The organism is Calothrix sp. NIES-2100 (assembly GCF_963875285.1).
In the GTDB taxonomy this organism is placed as follows: Bacteria; Cyanobacteriota; Cyanobacteriia; order Cyanobacteriales; family Nostocaceae; genus Aulosira.
This window is the reverse complement of the sequence record NZ_CAWNLA010000001.1, coordinates 1,095,324-1,110,411: the sequence shown is the minus strand read 5'-3', so window position 1 is coordinate 1,110,411 and position 15,088 is coordinate 1,095,324. Positions and strand designations below refer to the sequence as shown.

The following is a 15,088-nucleotide window of genomic DNA, read 5'->3' as shown; positions in this document are numbered from 1 at the left end:
ATTCATAACACCTTCTAGAAATCGTATTCACCTGATCAAACTCAAAGGATATGGAAGTGAACGCTCAACACTATGACGATATTATTATCGGCGGCGGCAAAGCGGGTAAAACACTTGCACCAGCGTTAGTCGCTGACGGACGAAAAACCGCTCTGGTTGAACGCAGTTTAAATATGATTGGTGGCGGGTGCATTAATATTGCCTGTATTCCTACTAAAACTATGGTGGCGAGTGCCAATGTGGCAAATACAGTGCGAAATAGTGCGGCTTATGGTGTTAAAGCTAATACACCCATCGTCGATCTGGCAGAAGTGATCAAACGAAAACGAACAGTTGTGCAATCTGCCCGTGAAATGAACTTGCACAATTTAGAAACGGCTCTGGATAAGAACTTGATCATCGGCACAGCAAGATTTATTGCTCCCAAAACAATTGAAGTGACGACGGCTCTTGGGAACACTCGCGTACTTACCGCCGAACGATTGTTTGTTAATACAGGCACACGACCATTAATTCCATCTGTACCCGGACTCACAGAAGCTGGATTTTTAACAAGTGAGTCGATTATGGAGCTAGAATATTTGCCTGAACACCTGATCGTTCTCGGTAGTAGCTATATTGGTTTAGAGTTTGCCCAGATGTTTCGGCGGTTTGGCTCTTTTGTTACTGTCATTGGGCAAAGTGAGCAAATCTTGTCACAGCAAAATCCAGATATAGCGATCGCAGTTCAAACACTGCTAGAAAAAGATGGTATTGAATTCTTGCTGAAGGCGAAGGTGTTGAGGGTTACTCGCACTGATAATGAAACCATCTTGCAAATCCAAGTTGGCGATCATGAAATCACTCTCCAAGGGTCGCATTTGCTCGTCGCCGTTGGTCGTGCGCCCAATACCGATAGCTTAAATTTAGCTGCTGCTGGTGTGGCAACTGATACACGCGGATTTATTCAAGTTAACGATCGCTTAGAGACGAACATTCCGGGAATTTGGGCGTTAGGCGACATCAACGGCGGCCCGCAATACACTCATATATCGCTCGATGATTATTGCATTGTCAAAGCTAATTTAATTGATGGAGGCAACCGGAGTACACGGGATCGATTGGTTCCATCTTGTCTGTTCATCGATCCAGAACTGGCTCATGTGGGTTTGACTGAAACTGAAGCACAGCAACAAGGATATGCCATCCGCGTGGCGAAGGTGGATGCGTCAGCCGTTCCTAGAGCAAGAACACTCGGTCAAACTGATGGACTGCTAAAGGCGATCGTGGATGCAGATACAGGTCGTATTCTAGGGTGTTCCTTGTTGTGTCATGAAGCAGGTGAAGTGATTTCAACGGTGCAGATGGTGATGCAAGCTCAGATGCCCTACACCATTCTGCGCGATGGTATTTTGACTCATCCCACGATGACCGAAGGGTTAAATATATTGTTTTCCAAGTTGTAAAAAGACAGCAATTGCAGACTCAAGGACTTACCAAACAAACGTCTTGAAGAGAAAAAAGTAGATATAGCATGATTAGTAAAACATCTAAAATCGGTATTATTGGTGCAGGTAATGTAGGTGCAGACGTTGCAAATGCTTTAGTCTTACTCGGTAAATGTGTAAGGGTCGTCCTTTTTGATCGAACCTTATCAAAAGCTGAAGGGCAAGCATGGGATATTGAAGACAGCATTCCCCTACTTAAAGAAATGGAGATTATACCATCAAATCAGTATGAAGATTTAGCTGATTCAGATATCATTATTGTGACTGCTGGGGTGCAGCCAAAACAAGGACAGACCCGATTAGATACATTGAGCGACAATGCAGAGATCATCCGTTTGACGATGAAAGAATTGGATCGAGTTGCACCGAATTCAATCGTAATCATTGTTAGCAATCCAGTGGATGTACTCACGCGGATTGCTCAAGCTACTTCCACCAGAGCAGAAAACCTAATTTTTGGTTCGGGAACCGTTCTTGATACTGCTAGACTGAGATATCAACTTGGAAAGCGACTGAATGTTGCAAAACTTGACGTTCATGCTTATGTGATTGGAGAGCATGGAGACAGTCAATTTGTCGTTTGGTCTAGTGCATTTATTGGGGGAATTCTGTTAACTGAATTTCCCATACCACAAGGAGCAACGCTAGAACAAATTCGGCAAGAGTACGCACAGTTAACTCGTAAACGAGGCCATAACATTTTTGAACGCAAAGGAAATACAAGCTATGGTATATCAATAGTAGTTTGTCAGTTGGTTGATACCATCCTGCGAGATGAAAAGCAGATATTTCCAGTATCGGCTAGAGCAACCCCTAACTATGGAGTTGGCAGTGAAGTTGTTCTTGGACTTCCATGTATCATTGGCTCAACAGGTATTGAGCGCCAACTTCTGTTATCAAGAAATGCTCATGAACAACGCTTATTAGAAGAATCAGCCAACAAACTCAATGAAGCCTATAATTTTTTGCATAATTAAAATCAATTGGGTGCGGCTATGGTTGAAAATACAGTATCCTGAACAATACCTTTGCCATCAAGTAGAACAAGGCAATACATGAGTTAAATATCAGTAGACCTGGATTTCTCACAAATTTTTCTTTCCTTAAGTTTTCTCGTTGTTAATAAATCGTAGGGGCGGGTTAAGCCAGATATTCACGGATGATGGGAGCATATCTGTGAACCCGCCCCTACAGCTTGTGAGAAATGCGGGTAGAGACTACTCAGGAAATAAATAACTTTAGTTTCACTATTTGATATACTTCGACTTAACATCCAGTGCTTGTTGATAAAAATAGCGACTTAAAGCTAAGTACACTTTCGTTCTAAAGTTTGAGAACGTTGTTAATAAGGAACCTTGTAATGATTAAGTTTTTAGTTCGTGCGCTGTTTGCTACATTATCGTTAACTGTATTTTTGAACTTGTTCACTTCTGTTGCCCTTGCACAAAGAACTTATGAGCCAACAACTGAATCGCTATCGAAGCATGAAGTTCCAGACTGGTTCAAGGATGCAAAACTTGGAATTTTCATCCATTGGGGGGTATATTCTGTACCTGGCTATGCACCACTAACTGGGGAACTAAACAAAGTCGTTGCAGAGCGTGGTTGGGAATACTGGTTTAAGAACAACCCTTACTCGGAATGGTATTACAACTCTATGAAACTTGAGGGAAGCCCTACCTATAACTACCATCGTACAACCTATGGTGAAGGCTTCACCTATGATGACTTTATTCCCAGATTTAATGCAGCCATAACAAATTGGAACCCTTCAAAATGGGCAAAATTATTCTCTAAAGTGGGTGCGCGGTACGTTGTATTAACAACGAAGCATCATGATGGCTTTTTGTTGTGGCCTAGTAAAACTATAAACCAGCTAGGGCGAGTGGCAACACGCGATGTTGTAGGTGAACTAACACAAGCTGTTCGCAAAGAAGGTATGCGGATGGGTGTGTATTATTCTGGTGGTCTTGATTGGTCTTTCAAAGATACAACAATCACAGACTTCAACACGCTGGTAGGAGCAATTATTCAGGAAAAAGCCTATGCAGATTATGCGAATGCTCATTGGCGCGAATTGATTGATCGCTATCAGCCATCTATATTATGGAATGATCTTGGCTACCCTATTGGGCAAGCGAATGAAATTATGGCCTACTTTTACAATCGCGTACCAGATGGTGTGGTGAATGACCGTTTTGATTTAGGTGGTCAGTTAGGGTTGCACTTTGATTTTTCCACACCTGAGTATAGCCAATCCACACAAATAGATCCTCATAAATGGGAAAGTACAAGGGGTTTAGGTTACTCATTCGGCTATAACCAAAATGATACTGATTTGAACATGATTTCGGTAGATGAACTAGTTGACTTATTTGTAGATATTGTTAGTAAAAATGGAAATTTATTGCTGAACATTGGGCCAAAAGCTGATGGTTCAATATCCAAAGTACAGCTTGAAAGATTAGAAGGCTTGGGTAAATGGCTAGATGTGAATGGTAAGGCAATCTTTGGCTCACGCTATTGGATACGAGCAGAAGATTTAACTCCAGAAAATATTCGAGTGCGCTACACCACTAATAAAGGAAAGTTATATGCAATATTGCTTGATGAGCCAACATTTGGGAAGGTTACTATTCCAGGAATAATTTTGCCGAAAAAAGCAAATATTACGATGCTAGGTGTTGGAGGTACACTGGAGTGGCAGCAGTATGGTCAGAATTTATCCATAACATTACCCCACAAGTCTTTAGTCAAAAAATCATCAGCTTACACATTAGAGATTAGCTGTATGCCTCTATAATCTGATTCAGAAGTTAGAAATATCTTTGATTAAAGAAGAAACAAGGCTTACAGCTTCTTTTTTAATAGAAGATGTTTCCTGAACCTAAACTTTTCAATTGATAGGCTTATGAGCTGGTAAGCCCTCGTTTCAGGGCAATAATAGTTGCCTGGGTGCGGTCTTTTGCCCCCAACTTACTTAAAATGCGGTTGATATTCGATTTGACAGTATTTTCAGTAATCGTCAAGGCAGCACTAATTTCTAAATTACTCATGCCTTGAGCAACTAATTGCAAGACTTCTAATTCGCGATCGGTCAATTCTGGATTGTTCATGCGCTGCACTAATTTAGCGCCAACATGGGGTGGAATATATTGCTGACCGCTATGAACAGTGCGAATCGCGGTTCGCAGCTCGCTGGGTTTACAATCTTTGAGCAGGAAGCCCTTTGCCCCAGCCCGTAAGCCCCGATAAATATCTTCGTCGCCATCATAAGTGGTTAATACAATAATGCGTGCTGTGTTAAATTCAGCACAAAGCGTTGTAATTGCTTCAACACCTCCCATTTCGGGCATCCGTAAGTCCATCAAGGTGATATCTGGTTGCTCCTGGCGAAATAAGGCGATCGCCTCAATGCCATTTTGTGCCTGACCAACTACCGCCATATCCGATTCTTCGTCAATGATGGCAATTAATCCTTGCTGGACAACGGCATGGTCATCCACGATCAGAACCCGAATTGGGGTGTGGGGTGTGGGGGACATGAGGTTCTACTCCCGATTGACAACGACAACAATTTCTGTACCTTGACCTGGATGGGTTTGGATGACTAACTCACCCCCAATTTGCTCTACCCGTTCACTCATACCTAATAGCCCAAATCCTTTACTGGAAGCAACCTGGTCAATGTCGAATCCCTGTCCATTGTCTTTAATGCGTAATAGACACTGTGACTCCTCACAAACTAATTCAACGTCAATTTGAGTGGCGTGAGCATATTTAATGGCATTGGTTAACGCTTCTTGTCCAATCCGTAACAAATGATTCTCCACATTGGGTAGTAAAGAATAGGCAGTACCAATGATTTCACAGGTGAGATGGGTTTGCGTAGATAATTTCATTTGATTGGTTAAGCGTTTTAAAGCATCAAATAAGTTGCCCTCTTCCAATACTTTGGGTCGCAATGCCGTCACCGATCGCCGCGCTTCTGCCAACCCAGTCCGGGCTAATTCATCCACAGTTTCTAAATGTGCTTCTGCCTTATCTGGTTTTTTGATGATCAGTTCCATTGCGGCTCCAATATGCAGCAGAATGCCCGTAAAAGCCTGCGCGAGAATGTCGTGTATTTCCCGTGCCATCCGGTTGCGCTCGTCCAAAATGGAAGCTTCTTCGGCGCGTTTGCGATCGCTGATATCTTGCCCAATTCCCACAAATAAACGATTATCAAGTTGAACATTTGCCCAGGCGGTATTGACAAAGCGATCATCTTTTGTTCTAATTTTTAGATCGAGCCAAATGCCAGTGGCGGCTAACATGTGGTCTAATATCTGCTGTCGCTGTTCTGGATCATAACTACATTCAGCGATTAGATCAATCTGCTGCAAATCGGCAGATGACCAGCCCAAAATTTGCTCAAACTGACGATTGACAAACTCAACTCGCCCCGTTGCGTCGTAAAGCGTAATCATCACCGGGATATGATCCACGATTGTTTGTAAAAGCTGTTTCTGCTGGCTTAAAGTCTCTTGAGCCTGTTTTCGTTCCACAATTTCTTGCTCCAGGTTTAAGGTTCGCTCTTCGACTTTTTGTTCCAAAGTCCGAGCGTACTCCTTCAGGTTTTCCCACAGCAGGTAGCTATTGCTAGTGATGGCAGATCCCACCAGCGCTAACAACGGCGGCACGATGATGATCCACCAACCCATGAGAAAAAGAATGTAAGCACCACCGCCAAGAGCGATGCCCAACAGCACCACTTTTAATATGGTTTGTTGGGGTGATGAAGCTGTCCAACCGATGACGGCTCCAATGGTTGACCAAACAACAATCCACAGGGACTCCATTGGCTCTGACCAGGTGTGCAGGAGCGATCGCCCATCTAACGCCGCGCTCAACAGTTGGCTGGTTAACAGTGCATGAACCTCAACCCCAGCGGGTACGGCAGTAGAGTCGGTGGTATAGGAAGTAAAAAATTTGTCTTTCACACTTTCTGCGGTGACTCCGATCAAAACGATGCGGTCACGCACCAAATCGCGTGGGAGCCGTCCCTGCAAGACTTCTGTGATCGAGATGGCGCGAAACCCTGGCTGGAATTTGGGAAAGTTGGATAGAATCTGATACCCACCCGCATCCATTCCCACATAACCGCCATCATTTGGTTGCAACGGCGTAAACACAGCCTGACCCAGGCGAAACTGTGTTTGATCAGGGTCAAGGGGTTGGCGGGAGATTCCTTGTTTGTCTAGGTAAAAAAATGCCAGACGTGCGCCCAGCGTAAAGATCGAGCGATCGTCCTGAGTTCTCAAATACAACAAGCTGCGACGTACCCGACCATCTGTGTCTAACAGCAGATCGCTGGCACTAACTTGATCCCGCTGTTTTAACAGCGATGGGGCGGGAATAACTTCACCATTTGCTGCTTTAATGACATTCTCAATGCCAATTAAGTTAGGAGTCGTGGTGAAGACCTTGGCTAAGGCTTGATGACCGGGTTTTACAGGTAAATCTCGAAAAATGTCTAATCCGATGACTCTGGGTTGCTGTTGTTTGATCGATGAAATGAGCTGAGCCAGCACTGTATCCGACATGGGCCATTGTCCCAGCTGTTTGATATCGGACTCATCAATTGTCACGAGAACAATCCGTGAATCAACTCTTTCAGGGGGACGCAGGCGAAACATCTGGTCTAGCGCCACTACTTCCATCAACTGGAGCGCTCCGGTTAAGCGCAAAAGCAACAAACCTCCGCCAACGCTGGGAACTGTGATTAAGACCCCACGCCATCGCCAAATTTGCTGTTTCAGGGTTGTCCACATAGATATCGCTCAACGCGGGCTTCCTGGCTCTGAGTTGCTATCAATCATGGTATTGACTCCTGCTGATTGCAACAGTTCACGCCAAGCAGTGTTAATGCTTGGATCGTTGAATTGTTTTTGTCTCAATTGATATAAAACAGTAAGTGCATCATACCAGGCATCTACTTTCTGATAAAGCGCCACCTGTTCTTTGGGCGGTGCTTGCTGAATTTGGCGTAAACGAGCGGAATCGAGTTCAATGCGTTGAACCATGCCTGTAACAAAGCGATCGTCCAGGCGATCGCTGGGATTGCAAATGATGGCAAACGACCAGGTATAAAGCTGTCCCACGGTTAAAGGCGGTGTCTGGGCTGGCAGGGTGAGGCTGATTAGGGTGGGAGTGTTGCTCAAAGCAACCGTTGTGCGATAAACGCCGCGACCGTCTCGAATACCAAGACTAAATTCTGCATTCTTGGCGCTGGTTTTGGGCACATAAACGAGAAACGTGGGATGCTCTGCTAATGTGTTGCCTGGTTTGGTGGTCGGGCTAAGGGCAGTCAGGATGAGTTCTGTTGGTGCTGCTGCCGCATCCTGAGGACAGTTAGATGGATTACGCCGTCCCCCTGGCGATGATCGATCCGGATTCCTCGGTGGCGGTGGTGGGCTACTTTGGGCGAGTTGGATGGTAGACCGACTCGCAAAGAGAGATGGGGATGATTTTGGCGCAGCGATGCCAGGAGCGATCGCCAATTCTAACGTGAGAGCCATGCCAATGGGTAGACGATACAATAGGGTTTTGGGGTCAGACATAACCTTTTTACAACCAATTTCCTAAAAGAACAAACGGTGCCCAGTAATAGGGCGAGGTGTAATCGTCTTGATGTAATAATGCGACCTGGGCGCGACGTAAGGCTTCGGCTTTGGTTACTCCAGGCTTTCCTAACTCACGGTAAAACGCAATCATCAAAGAGGCGGTGGAGCGATCGCTCACTGACCACAAGGAAGCGAGGGTACTGCGTGCCCCCGATCGCACTGCCACCCCTGCCATCCCCAGAGCCGCTCGTTTATCTCCGGTTGCCGTCTGACAAGCACTCAGTACCAGCAGTTCGATCGGGTTAAGTCTTCCTTCTCTAAAGCGCAGCAGTTGATCCAATTCTTTGACATTAATCTTTCCATCCCAGGTCAAGATGAAGGTTTGATCAGCGTTTGAGCTAAATTGACCGTGGGTTGCCAAATGAACGATCGGTGAAGGTGTCAACTCAATTTTCTGTTCAAACGATCGATCCGTGAACGATTGATCTAACAGCACTTGTGCCGGAATTTCTGACTGAATTTGATTAATCTCAACCCCAACATTGGGCAATGCCGCAAAGCCCTCCCGTGCTTGTGTTAATCCTGCTAATAGTCCCTGAAGCTGTTGACGCTCTAGCGGTTGGGGTTGGAGCAATTGTAGACCAGGTGTTAATACAATACTATATTTCTCAATTAAATACTGTTGACCATCGTGCAAAGCTGCCATTGGCAAACTACGTAGCAATCCATCGGGCACAAATACAAGCGTTTTGATCTCACTGCTCGCAAGTTCAGCCGCGATCGGACGCAAAAGCAAATCATAGACCTGTTGAGCCGCAGGCAACCAATCTTCGACAAAGGCTGTCGGTCTGAGCGATTGGCGCATCTGGGTCAAAATGCCTTCTACATTCGCTTGCGGCTGAGATGTTTTGGAATAGCGCAATGGCTGATTGGGCAATGCCAAAATCACTACCAATTGACTGGGCAAAATGATAGGATAAATGACTGCTGCGTGGGGATCAATTTGATCAATTTTTACTGAATGAGCATTGGTACAAGCTTCTCGAAAGAAGTTATCAAGTTCTGCTAACTGGAGTGCTTCGATTGTCTCGCGTGCCTGTGTCAGGTTTTCCTGGCTGGGTGCATCGCCTTTTGATTGCAATAACAATTCTACAAATTGGCGATACACGGGTTCGACACTTTCTCGGAATGAAAATTGCACATCCTGGTTAACCGCAACCAGGTCACTGCGAAGCGATTGCAGCATTTTGACCGCTGAACTATAGGCGATTGTGGCATTTGGCAAATTAAGAGTCTCCGAGCAGGGCTGTGTACCCTGACAGAAAATTCTTCCCAGCTGCCACTGCCATTGATAGGCAATTTCGGGGGCATCCAGCGATTGAGCCAGACTGAGCGCCTGTTGAGTCAGGGTTTGAGCATCGTTCCATTGATGGGTTGTTTCATATAAATTACCCAAAGTGCCAAGGGCATAGGATTCAGCACGAGAATCACCTGAAGCCCGAATGTGTTGAATCGCGATCGCCAGTTCCTGAGCTGAGGTTTTAAGCAATTCAGAGCGTAAACCTCCCCCACCTCCCCATCTCCCCATCTTGACTAAGCTTCGAGCCAGATCAATTCGGGCATACTCTGCTAGACGACCGGGCGGTAACTGGGCAAGCTGGGATTGAATTTGTGCAAATAGGGGCTGAGTCTCTGTTTGTCGATCGCTGTCAACCAACAAGCTTAACTGGGCAAGTTGGATCTGAGTTTTCGCGGTCAGTGAAGGAGCTGTGGCGATCGCTTTTTGATAAAAATCCAATGCAGTCTCCGTTTCTCCCTGGGCGCGAGTCGTGTTGCCCAAACTGAACAGAATGCCGCTAATATCGGATGCAATCGTTTTGTCGTGCAGGTTCTGAGCGATCGCCAAACTTTGCTGCAAAACCACACGAGATTGATCCAGATTGCCCACCAGCCTCAGCATTTTGCCCAGGTTTCGCAGACCGGTCACCTTCAAACGCCCGTCGGGCTGGCTTTGCAACGACTGTTCTACTTGCGCCAGCTTTGCTGTGGCTCGTCGGTAAAGTCCCTGGGACTGTAAGGCTCTTGCCTGATTAATCTGGCTACCGAGGATGCCAATCGAATCATGGGCTTGGCGATAGACAGCCTCCGCTTGTTGCCAGGTTGCTAATGCGTCGCTGGCTTTACCCTGCGCCAGTTGCAGCTTTCCCTGAGTGGTCAGTACCTGCGCGAGAACTTGTGAGCGATCGGGATTGGACTTTTGGGTACTTGCCAGCGAGATGGCTTGATCGATCGCCTGATTCGCCTGCGCCCACTGTCCCAAATCTTCAAAGGCAGTGGCGAGGAAACTCAGCACGAGTGCTTGATTCGTGCGATCGCCTGCTGTTTTGTAACGGTCTGCGGCCTGTTGCCAAAGGGTGATCGCCTCTCTTAGTTGCCCTGCCTGATAATGGTCTTGTGCCTGCTGCACAAGCTGAGATGACGAAGTTTCAGAGAGTTGGAGAGGTTGGGATGTAGCGGGCGATCGTCCTGTCTGCTCCACCTTCAGCCAATCACCCGTTTTATCTGCGGCGATCGCTATGCCAACATGCAAGCTAATAAAAATGAGCAGTCCGATCAGAGCAAATTGAAGGCAGCGAAACCATCCTCTTGCCAAGAAGAGATACCGTAATCCAAAGCGCCTTTGATCAATTCGTCTATCCCGATACTCCTCATTCATCTGTTTGTAAGGCTCCTGCCGATCCTGATATCAGGCGATGTGGTTGATTGAAGTGAATGTTTCTAGCTTGTTTCGTCTTGTTATCGCAAATTCTACAATAATCGCAAATTCTACAATATAAGACCAGGTAAGATAAGCAAGTTAGCTTACTTTAACAGTAAACCAAAAAGTTTTTCCCCAAAGAGCGATCACTAAAATACTTGTAGCTTATAATACTTTTAAACACAGGAAATTCTAACAAGCTGACATAGTAGAGATTATGATTACTTATGAGTAACTGATTGATATTTTGTTTGGGTTCTTCAGTACTTCTTAAAAGCCCGTATGCTATCTTCCCTGGCAAGCAACTGATTGATTCAAGCGATTCTGCACCGTTCGGTCAAGGGTGTCGGCAACCAGGAAGACCTCTCCAGTGGGAATGACGTGTATTCTGTTGGCTTCGATAATGGGGGTGTGGGGAAGTTTTGAATTTTGAGTTTTGAAATCTGGATTTTGAGCTTCCCCGTGTCCTGTTCTGTCTATCTGCTGAGCTACGGCTAGTCTGCGGCGATCGCTCCACTCCGCATCATCATCTAACTGCTGTTCTGGTGTAGGCGGCAAGCCACCGCGACCGGTGATCGCGAAGGAGTTGCCCTCGTTGGCAGGGCAGCCTTGAGCAATTAGCCCCGATGAATCTACGAGGTCGGCGGGTAGTTCCACTAATCCAGAGGTAGGGTCAATACCGGTGAGGATGATGTTGATCATGCCACTCAATGTAGAAGTTGCACCTGTGGCAGTAATTTCACTCAACGGGGTGGAAATCGGACTGGGACGAATACCGAAGAGGGAAAAGGCATTGATGCGGACATTACCACCGCGAAAGTCTTCAGAGTTGGCGCTGATGTTGCTATCTTCGTTCGGCACTGCAATCAGGAAGCGGGTATCAGTGGTGATGTCGCCGCCCGGAATATTCGCTCCAGTGGCGTTGGTGGTGATGTTACTGCCGTTGCGCAGGAGGATGAAGGGCGATCGCAAATTGATATTACCGCCACCGCCTGTGGTATCAGCACTGATATCCGCCTGGTTGTTCAGAGTAATAGCTTGTGCTGATACATCCACTTTGCCTGCACCTCCTAACCCAGCACTCTTGACAGTGACTTGACCAGTATTTTGGAGAATCAATTGCCCAGTCGTGATCGTGATGCCACCTCCCTGCCCTGTGGAGTTGGCTTCTGTGTTGGCAAACAGCCCACTGCTGGGACTAATCGTGTAGGTTCGTTCACCAAATCGAGCGACTCGATCGGCGAAGGCGGGGTCAAAGCCAGAAATAGTGATTTTGTCGGTGGCATTGATGATCGTGTTGCCTGCTCGTCCACTGCTATGGGTAGTGGTAAGGAGTTTTCCACCACTGGTCAGGTTAAGGGTATTGACGTTAATAGTGATATTACCACCATCCGACTGGTTATACGTTCGCGCAGTCGAAACTGCCCCATCTTGAATGCTCAAGGTTCCAGCAGTGATTTTAATGTTTCCGCCCTGACCATTCGCTGTAGCTGTATTGCTCGTCAATATCCCACTCGCCAATCCAAAGTCGCTAACTCCAGAAAAGTTAGCAGCATCTGCAATGATTATGATATCGCCTGCATTTCCTGTGCCTTCAGTCAGCGCCAACAGTCCAGCACCCCCTGTCAGCGACAGCGACCTAGTCCTGATGTTGATGTTGCCCGCGTTGCCGATCCCTGGTTGCGCTATTGAACTGAATGCTCCAGTGGCAGCCCCCGAACTAGCTGCTCCATCAAAAGAGACTCCCTCACGGGCAACTATATTGATACTACCCGCATTCCCTTTTCCAAAGGTGCTAGCAAACAGTCCAGCGCCCCCCGTCACCAAAAGCGACCCAGTCTCAATGTTGATGTCACTCCCATTGCCTAGCGCTCCCTGCTCTACTGAACTAAATGCTCCACTGGAGACGAGACTGAATCCAGTGTCACCCTCCCCGGCAAAGGAAACTTGCTCACGAGCATTAATATTCACCTTGCCCGCATTCCCATTGCCAAAGGTACTCGCAAACAGTTGAGAACCATTGATTAAGTAGAGTGAACCAGTCAGAATATTGATGTTGCCTGCATTGCCAGTTGCTCCGGAGTCTACGTAATTTACAAGCAGGCTGACATCTTTGAGGGTAACTGTCTGTGTCGCATCGATAGTAAGATTGCCAGCAGAAGCACCATCAAAGCCCAAGCCTGAGTTGATTCCCACCTGAAGGAAACTTAATTGGTTCATCGTCAAGTTCCGAGCCGTGACGGCAATACTCCCGCCACCTCCAGCACGAACGTCTATCCGAGATTTGTTGCCCAGAGACACATCTGCCCGCACCAGATCATTGGGAAAACTCAACCGCCATTCGCCCGCCGTTTGACTTAGCCCGACGCTTCCCTGGCCAGCAACGGCACCCAACTCGACTCGACTAGCCGGACTCACGATTCGCCCACCTTCTAACCGGATATCACCCCCGATCAGCAACAGACTTTGTGCTGCTGGTACCCGAAGCCCTGTTTCATTATTTGCGGTTGACTGATTAATAATGGCTTGTGCTGCCAGTTGATTAAAGAAAAAAGCATTAGGATTCATAGTGAGCAATTGACTGGGTAGCGATTTCGTCGCATCGCTGCTGAACACTTCACCATTGGGAAAGCCGATCGCATTCGCAGTCGTGCCCACAAAGGAACCGCCAATATTGAGCGACGCATTCGGACCAAATAAAATCCCATTGGGATTGAGCAAGAACAGATTTGCCGTCGCATTCGCTCGGATTAACCCATCAATATTGGAGACTGACCCACCTGTGACGCGGCTGAAAATGTTCTGCACGTCAGCGGCATTGTTAAAATAGGCAGATCCACCTGTAGGAATCGAAAATTGACTGAAGCTGTGGAACAGGTTGCCGCCTCGTCTGGCTCCGCCATCAATTTGCACGTTGGGATTACCTGTGACTTGTGATCGCTCTCCCGCAGGCAGTGTAGCATCGGGCACTACTTGAGCCGCGCTCGGTAAGGCACACAAAACATTCAAGCCAGTGATTGTTAAAACCCAGATTGCTAAGTGTGATCGACTCATTTTGCTACCTTCGTTAGATCGTTGCGATCGCTCTTGAGTGGGTGGCTTTTGCGCGATCAGTTAAGTCAGGATAAAGGAATCGACCGCATCAAATCAGGCAAGATAAGTTAGTTAGCGCTACTTCGTCAGTTTGGTGGTTGTACTTTAGTTGGAGTCAACCTGCCATTGTGAGATGGATTGATTGATCAATCGCTCTATTGAGCAAAAGTGTAAACCCTGAGTGGATGACAGGTAAAAGTTGATTGCCTATACTAAACTTCATGCAAACACAGCTATCTTTTCGATGAGATTTAATCCCGTTTCTGGAAACAGAGTCATGCATGGCAACTCTTGTTGCTTCGTGTAATTGAATCAGGTGAAAACCAATTAGACAATCGAGGTAAAACTAATGGCTCAAATTCTAAGCGCTCAACTTGCTCCCATTGCCTGACTGGAGTATTATATAACGAATTTTGTGAGTGAATCAATTTTGGATTTTGGATGCGTGGATTTTAGATTAACCCCATGCATAGAATGCAGGGGCAACAAGAAAAAATTTTTAGATTTTGGATGCGTGGATTTATTCTCGCGTTTAAATTCGGGGGCTATCCTGCGGGAACGCTACGCGAACAGACCAGTTTAGATTTTAAATTTTGAATCTTCAATCCAAAATTTAAAATCTAAAATCTAAAATTTGGTGAGCGTTACACTTATGAATTATTAAGTGAATAATCGCTCCTGGATGAACGTACTGTCAGTTGATTGTTAAGCTGCGAAGTCAAAGTTGATAAGAATACGCTTAAAACATTTTTCCGTGCTTTCAACCTGTCATTAGAAGCGGATGATTATACCTCAATACGCTTGGGTTAAGGGCTACTTGTACAAAATTGTGGGTTTACCAGACGCGACACCAGTCGCTACAACTCTTGGAACCCCCGCAACGCGCTGGCTCATAAATCGCCGTCTCTACAAATGTTTTGGTCTGATCTGAACTGTATTGGATTATACCTTGTTTCAAAATGATGAAATAAATGACATGAAACTTGACGCATCAAATCACGCAACCTTGACAGTGCAGAGAGTTGAGTTTGAGCGACTCGTTGAAGAATTGAGTCAGTTAAAGCAGTGCATTAGAAAGTACGATCGCCTGTTCCAGCAGTTGGGGCTGAACAAAAATCATATTAGCCAGCAATTGGGAGCATAAA

At 46.2% G+C, this 15,088-nt stretch carries 9 protein-coding genes; 4 read left to right on the top strand and 5 right to left on the bottom strand.

From position 1 onward, the window contains the following. The first annotated feature begins 50 nt into the window (after positions 1-50). The 3 genes from AACU32_RS04520 to AACU32_RS04510 all read left to right on the top strand — a co-directional run bounded on the left by AACU32_RS04520 (position 51) and on the right by AACU32_RS04510 (position 4,290). Positions 51-1,445: a mercuric reductase gene (locus tag AACU32_RS04520; protein WP_096598238.1), complete on the top strand. Its 1,395-nt coding sequence runs from the start codon at positions 51-53 to the stop codon at positions 1,443-1,445. 68 nt (positions 1,446-1,513) lie between these two features. Beyond that, positions 1,514-2,464 (top strand): malate dehydrogenase, encoded by a 951-nt coding sequence (locus AACU32_RS04515; protein WP_096598236.1) that lies wholly within the window; start codon positions 1,514-1,516, stop codon positions 2,462-2,464. Between the two features lie 383 nt (positions 2,465-2,847). Beyond that, entirely contained in the window at positions 2,848-4,290 is a 1,443-nt protein-coding gene (locus AACU32_RS04510; protein WP_096598234.1) for an alpha-L-fucosidase, read from the top strand. Between the two features lie 106 nt (positions 4,291-4,396). Here the strand turns inward: AACU32_RS04510 and AACU32_RS04505 are convergent, their stop codons facing one another. The 5 genes from AACU32_RS04505 to AACU32_RS04485 all read right to left on the bottom strand — a co-directional run bounded on the left by AACU32_RS04505 (position 4,397) and on the right by AACU32_RS04485 (position 13,904). Beyond that, the gene (locus tag AACU32_RS04505) at positions 4,397-5,032 is read right to left on the bottom strand and encodes a response regulator (protein WP_096598232.1); all 636 of its coding nucleotides are present in this window, start codon (positions 5,030-5,032) and stop codon (positions 4,397-4,399) included. Positions 5,033-5,038: 6 nt separating this feature from the next. Continuing rightward, positions 5,039-7,300 (bottom strand): CHASE2 domain-containing protein, encoded by a 2,262-nt coding sequence (locus AACU32_RS04500; RefSeq protein WP_096598230.1) that lies wholly within the window; start codon positions 7,298-7,300, stop codon positions 5,039-5,041. 9 nt (positions 7,301-7,309) lie between these two features. Beyond that, complete coding sequence (locus tag AACU32_RS04495) at positions 7,310-8,089, bottom strand: DUF928 domain-containing protein (RefSeq protein ID WP_096598228.1); 780 nt, start codon at positions 8,087-8,089, stop codon at positions 7,310-7,312. A 7-nt stretch (positions 8,090-8,096) separates the two neighbouring features. Further along, positions 8,097-10,808: a CHAT domain-containing protein gene (locus AACU32_RS04490; protein ID WP_096598226.1), complete on the bottom strand. Its 2,712-nt coding sequence runs from the start codon at positions 10,806-10,808 to the stop codon at positions 8,097-8,099. A 327-nt stretch (positions 10,809-11,135) separates the two neighbouring features. Then, the gene (locus AACU32_RS04485) at positions 11,136-13,904 is read right to left on the bottom strand and encodes a two-partner secretion domain-containing protein (protein ID WP_096598223.1); all 2,769 of its coding nucleotides are present in this window, start codon (positions 13,902-13,904) and stop codon (positions 11,136-11,138) included. A gap of 1,015 nt (positions 13,905-14,919) precedes the next feature. Here AACU32_RS04485 and AACU32_RS04480 point away from each other — a divergent pair. Beyond that, positions 14,920-15,087, top strand: a complete 168-nt coding sequence (locus AACU32_RS04480) for a hypothetical protein (protein ID WP_339377503.1) — start codon at positions 14,920-14,922, stop codon at positions 15,085-15,087. Position 15,088 lies beyond the last annotated feature (1 nt).

Excerpts from the sequence above, each read along its gene's own strand:
- AACU32_RS04520 (WP_096598238.1), top strand. The coding sequence starts at position 51 with ATGGAAGTGAACGCTCAACACTATGACGATATTATTATCGGCGGCGGC.
- AACU32_RS04515 (WP_096598236.1), top strand. The coding sequence starts at position 1,514 with ATGATTAGTAAAACATCTAAAATCGGTATTATTGGTGCAGGTAATGTA.
- AACU32_RS04510 (WP_096598234.1), top strand. The coding sequence starts at position 2,848 with ATGATTAAGTTTTTAGTTCGTGCGCTGTTTGCTACATTATCGTTAACT.
- AACU32_RS04505 (WP_096598232.1), bottom strand. The coding sequence starts at position 5,032 with ATGTCCCCCACACCCCACACCCCAATTCGGGTTCTGATCGTGGATGAC.
- AACU32_RS04500 (WP_096598230.1), bottom strand. The coding sequence starts at position 7,300 with ATGTGGACAACCCTGAAACAGCAAATTTGGCGATGGCGTGGGGTCTTA.
- AACU32_RS04495 (WP_096598228.1), bottom strand. The coding sequence starts at position 8,089 with ATGTCTGACCCCAAAACCCTATTGTATCGTCTACCCATTGGCATGGCT.
- AACU32_RS04490 (WP_096598226.1), bottom strand. The coding sequence starts at position 10,808 with ATGAATGAGGAGTATCGGGATAGACGAATTGATCAAAGGCGCTTTGGA.
- AACU32_RS04485 (WP_096598223.1), bottom strand. The coding sequence starts at position 13,904 with ATGAGTCGATCACACTTAGCAATCTGGGTTTTAACAATCACTGGCTTG.
- AACU32_RS04480 (WP_339377503.1), top strand. The coding sequence starts at position 14,920 with ATGAAACTTGACGCATCAAATCACGCAACCTTGACAGTGCAGAGAGTT.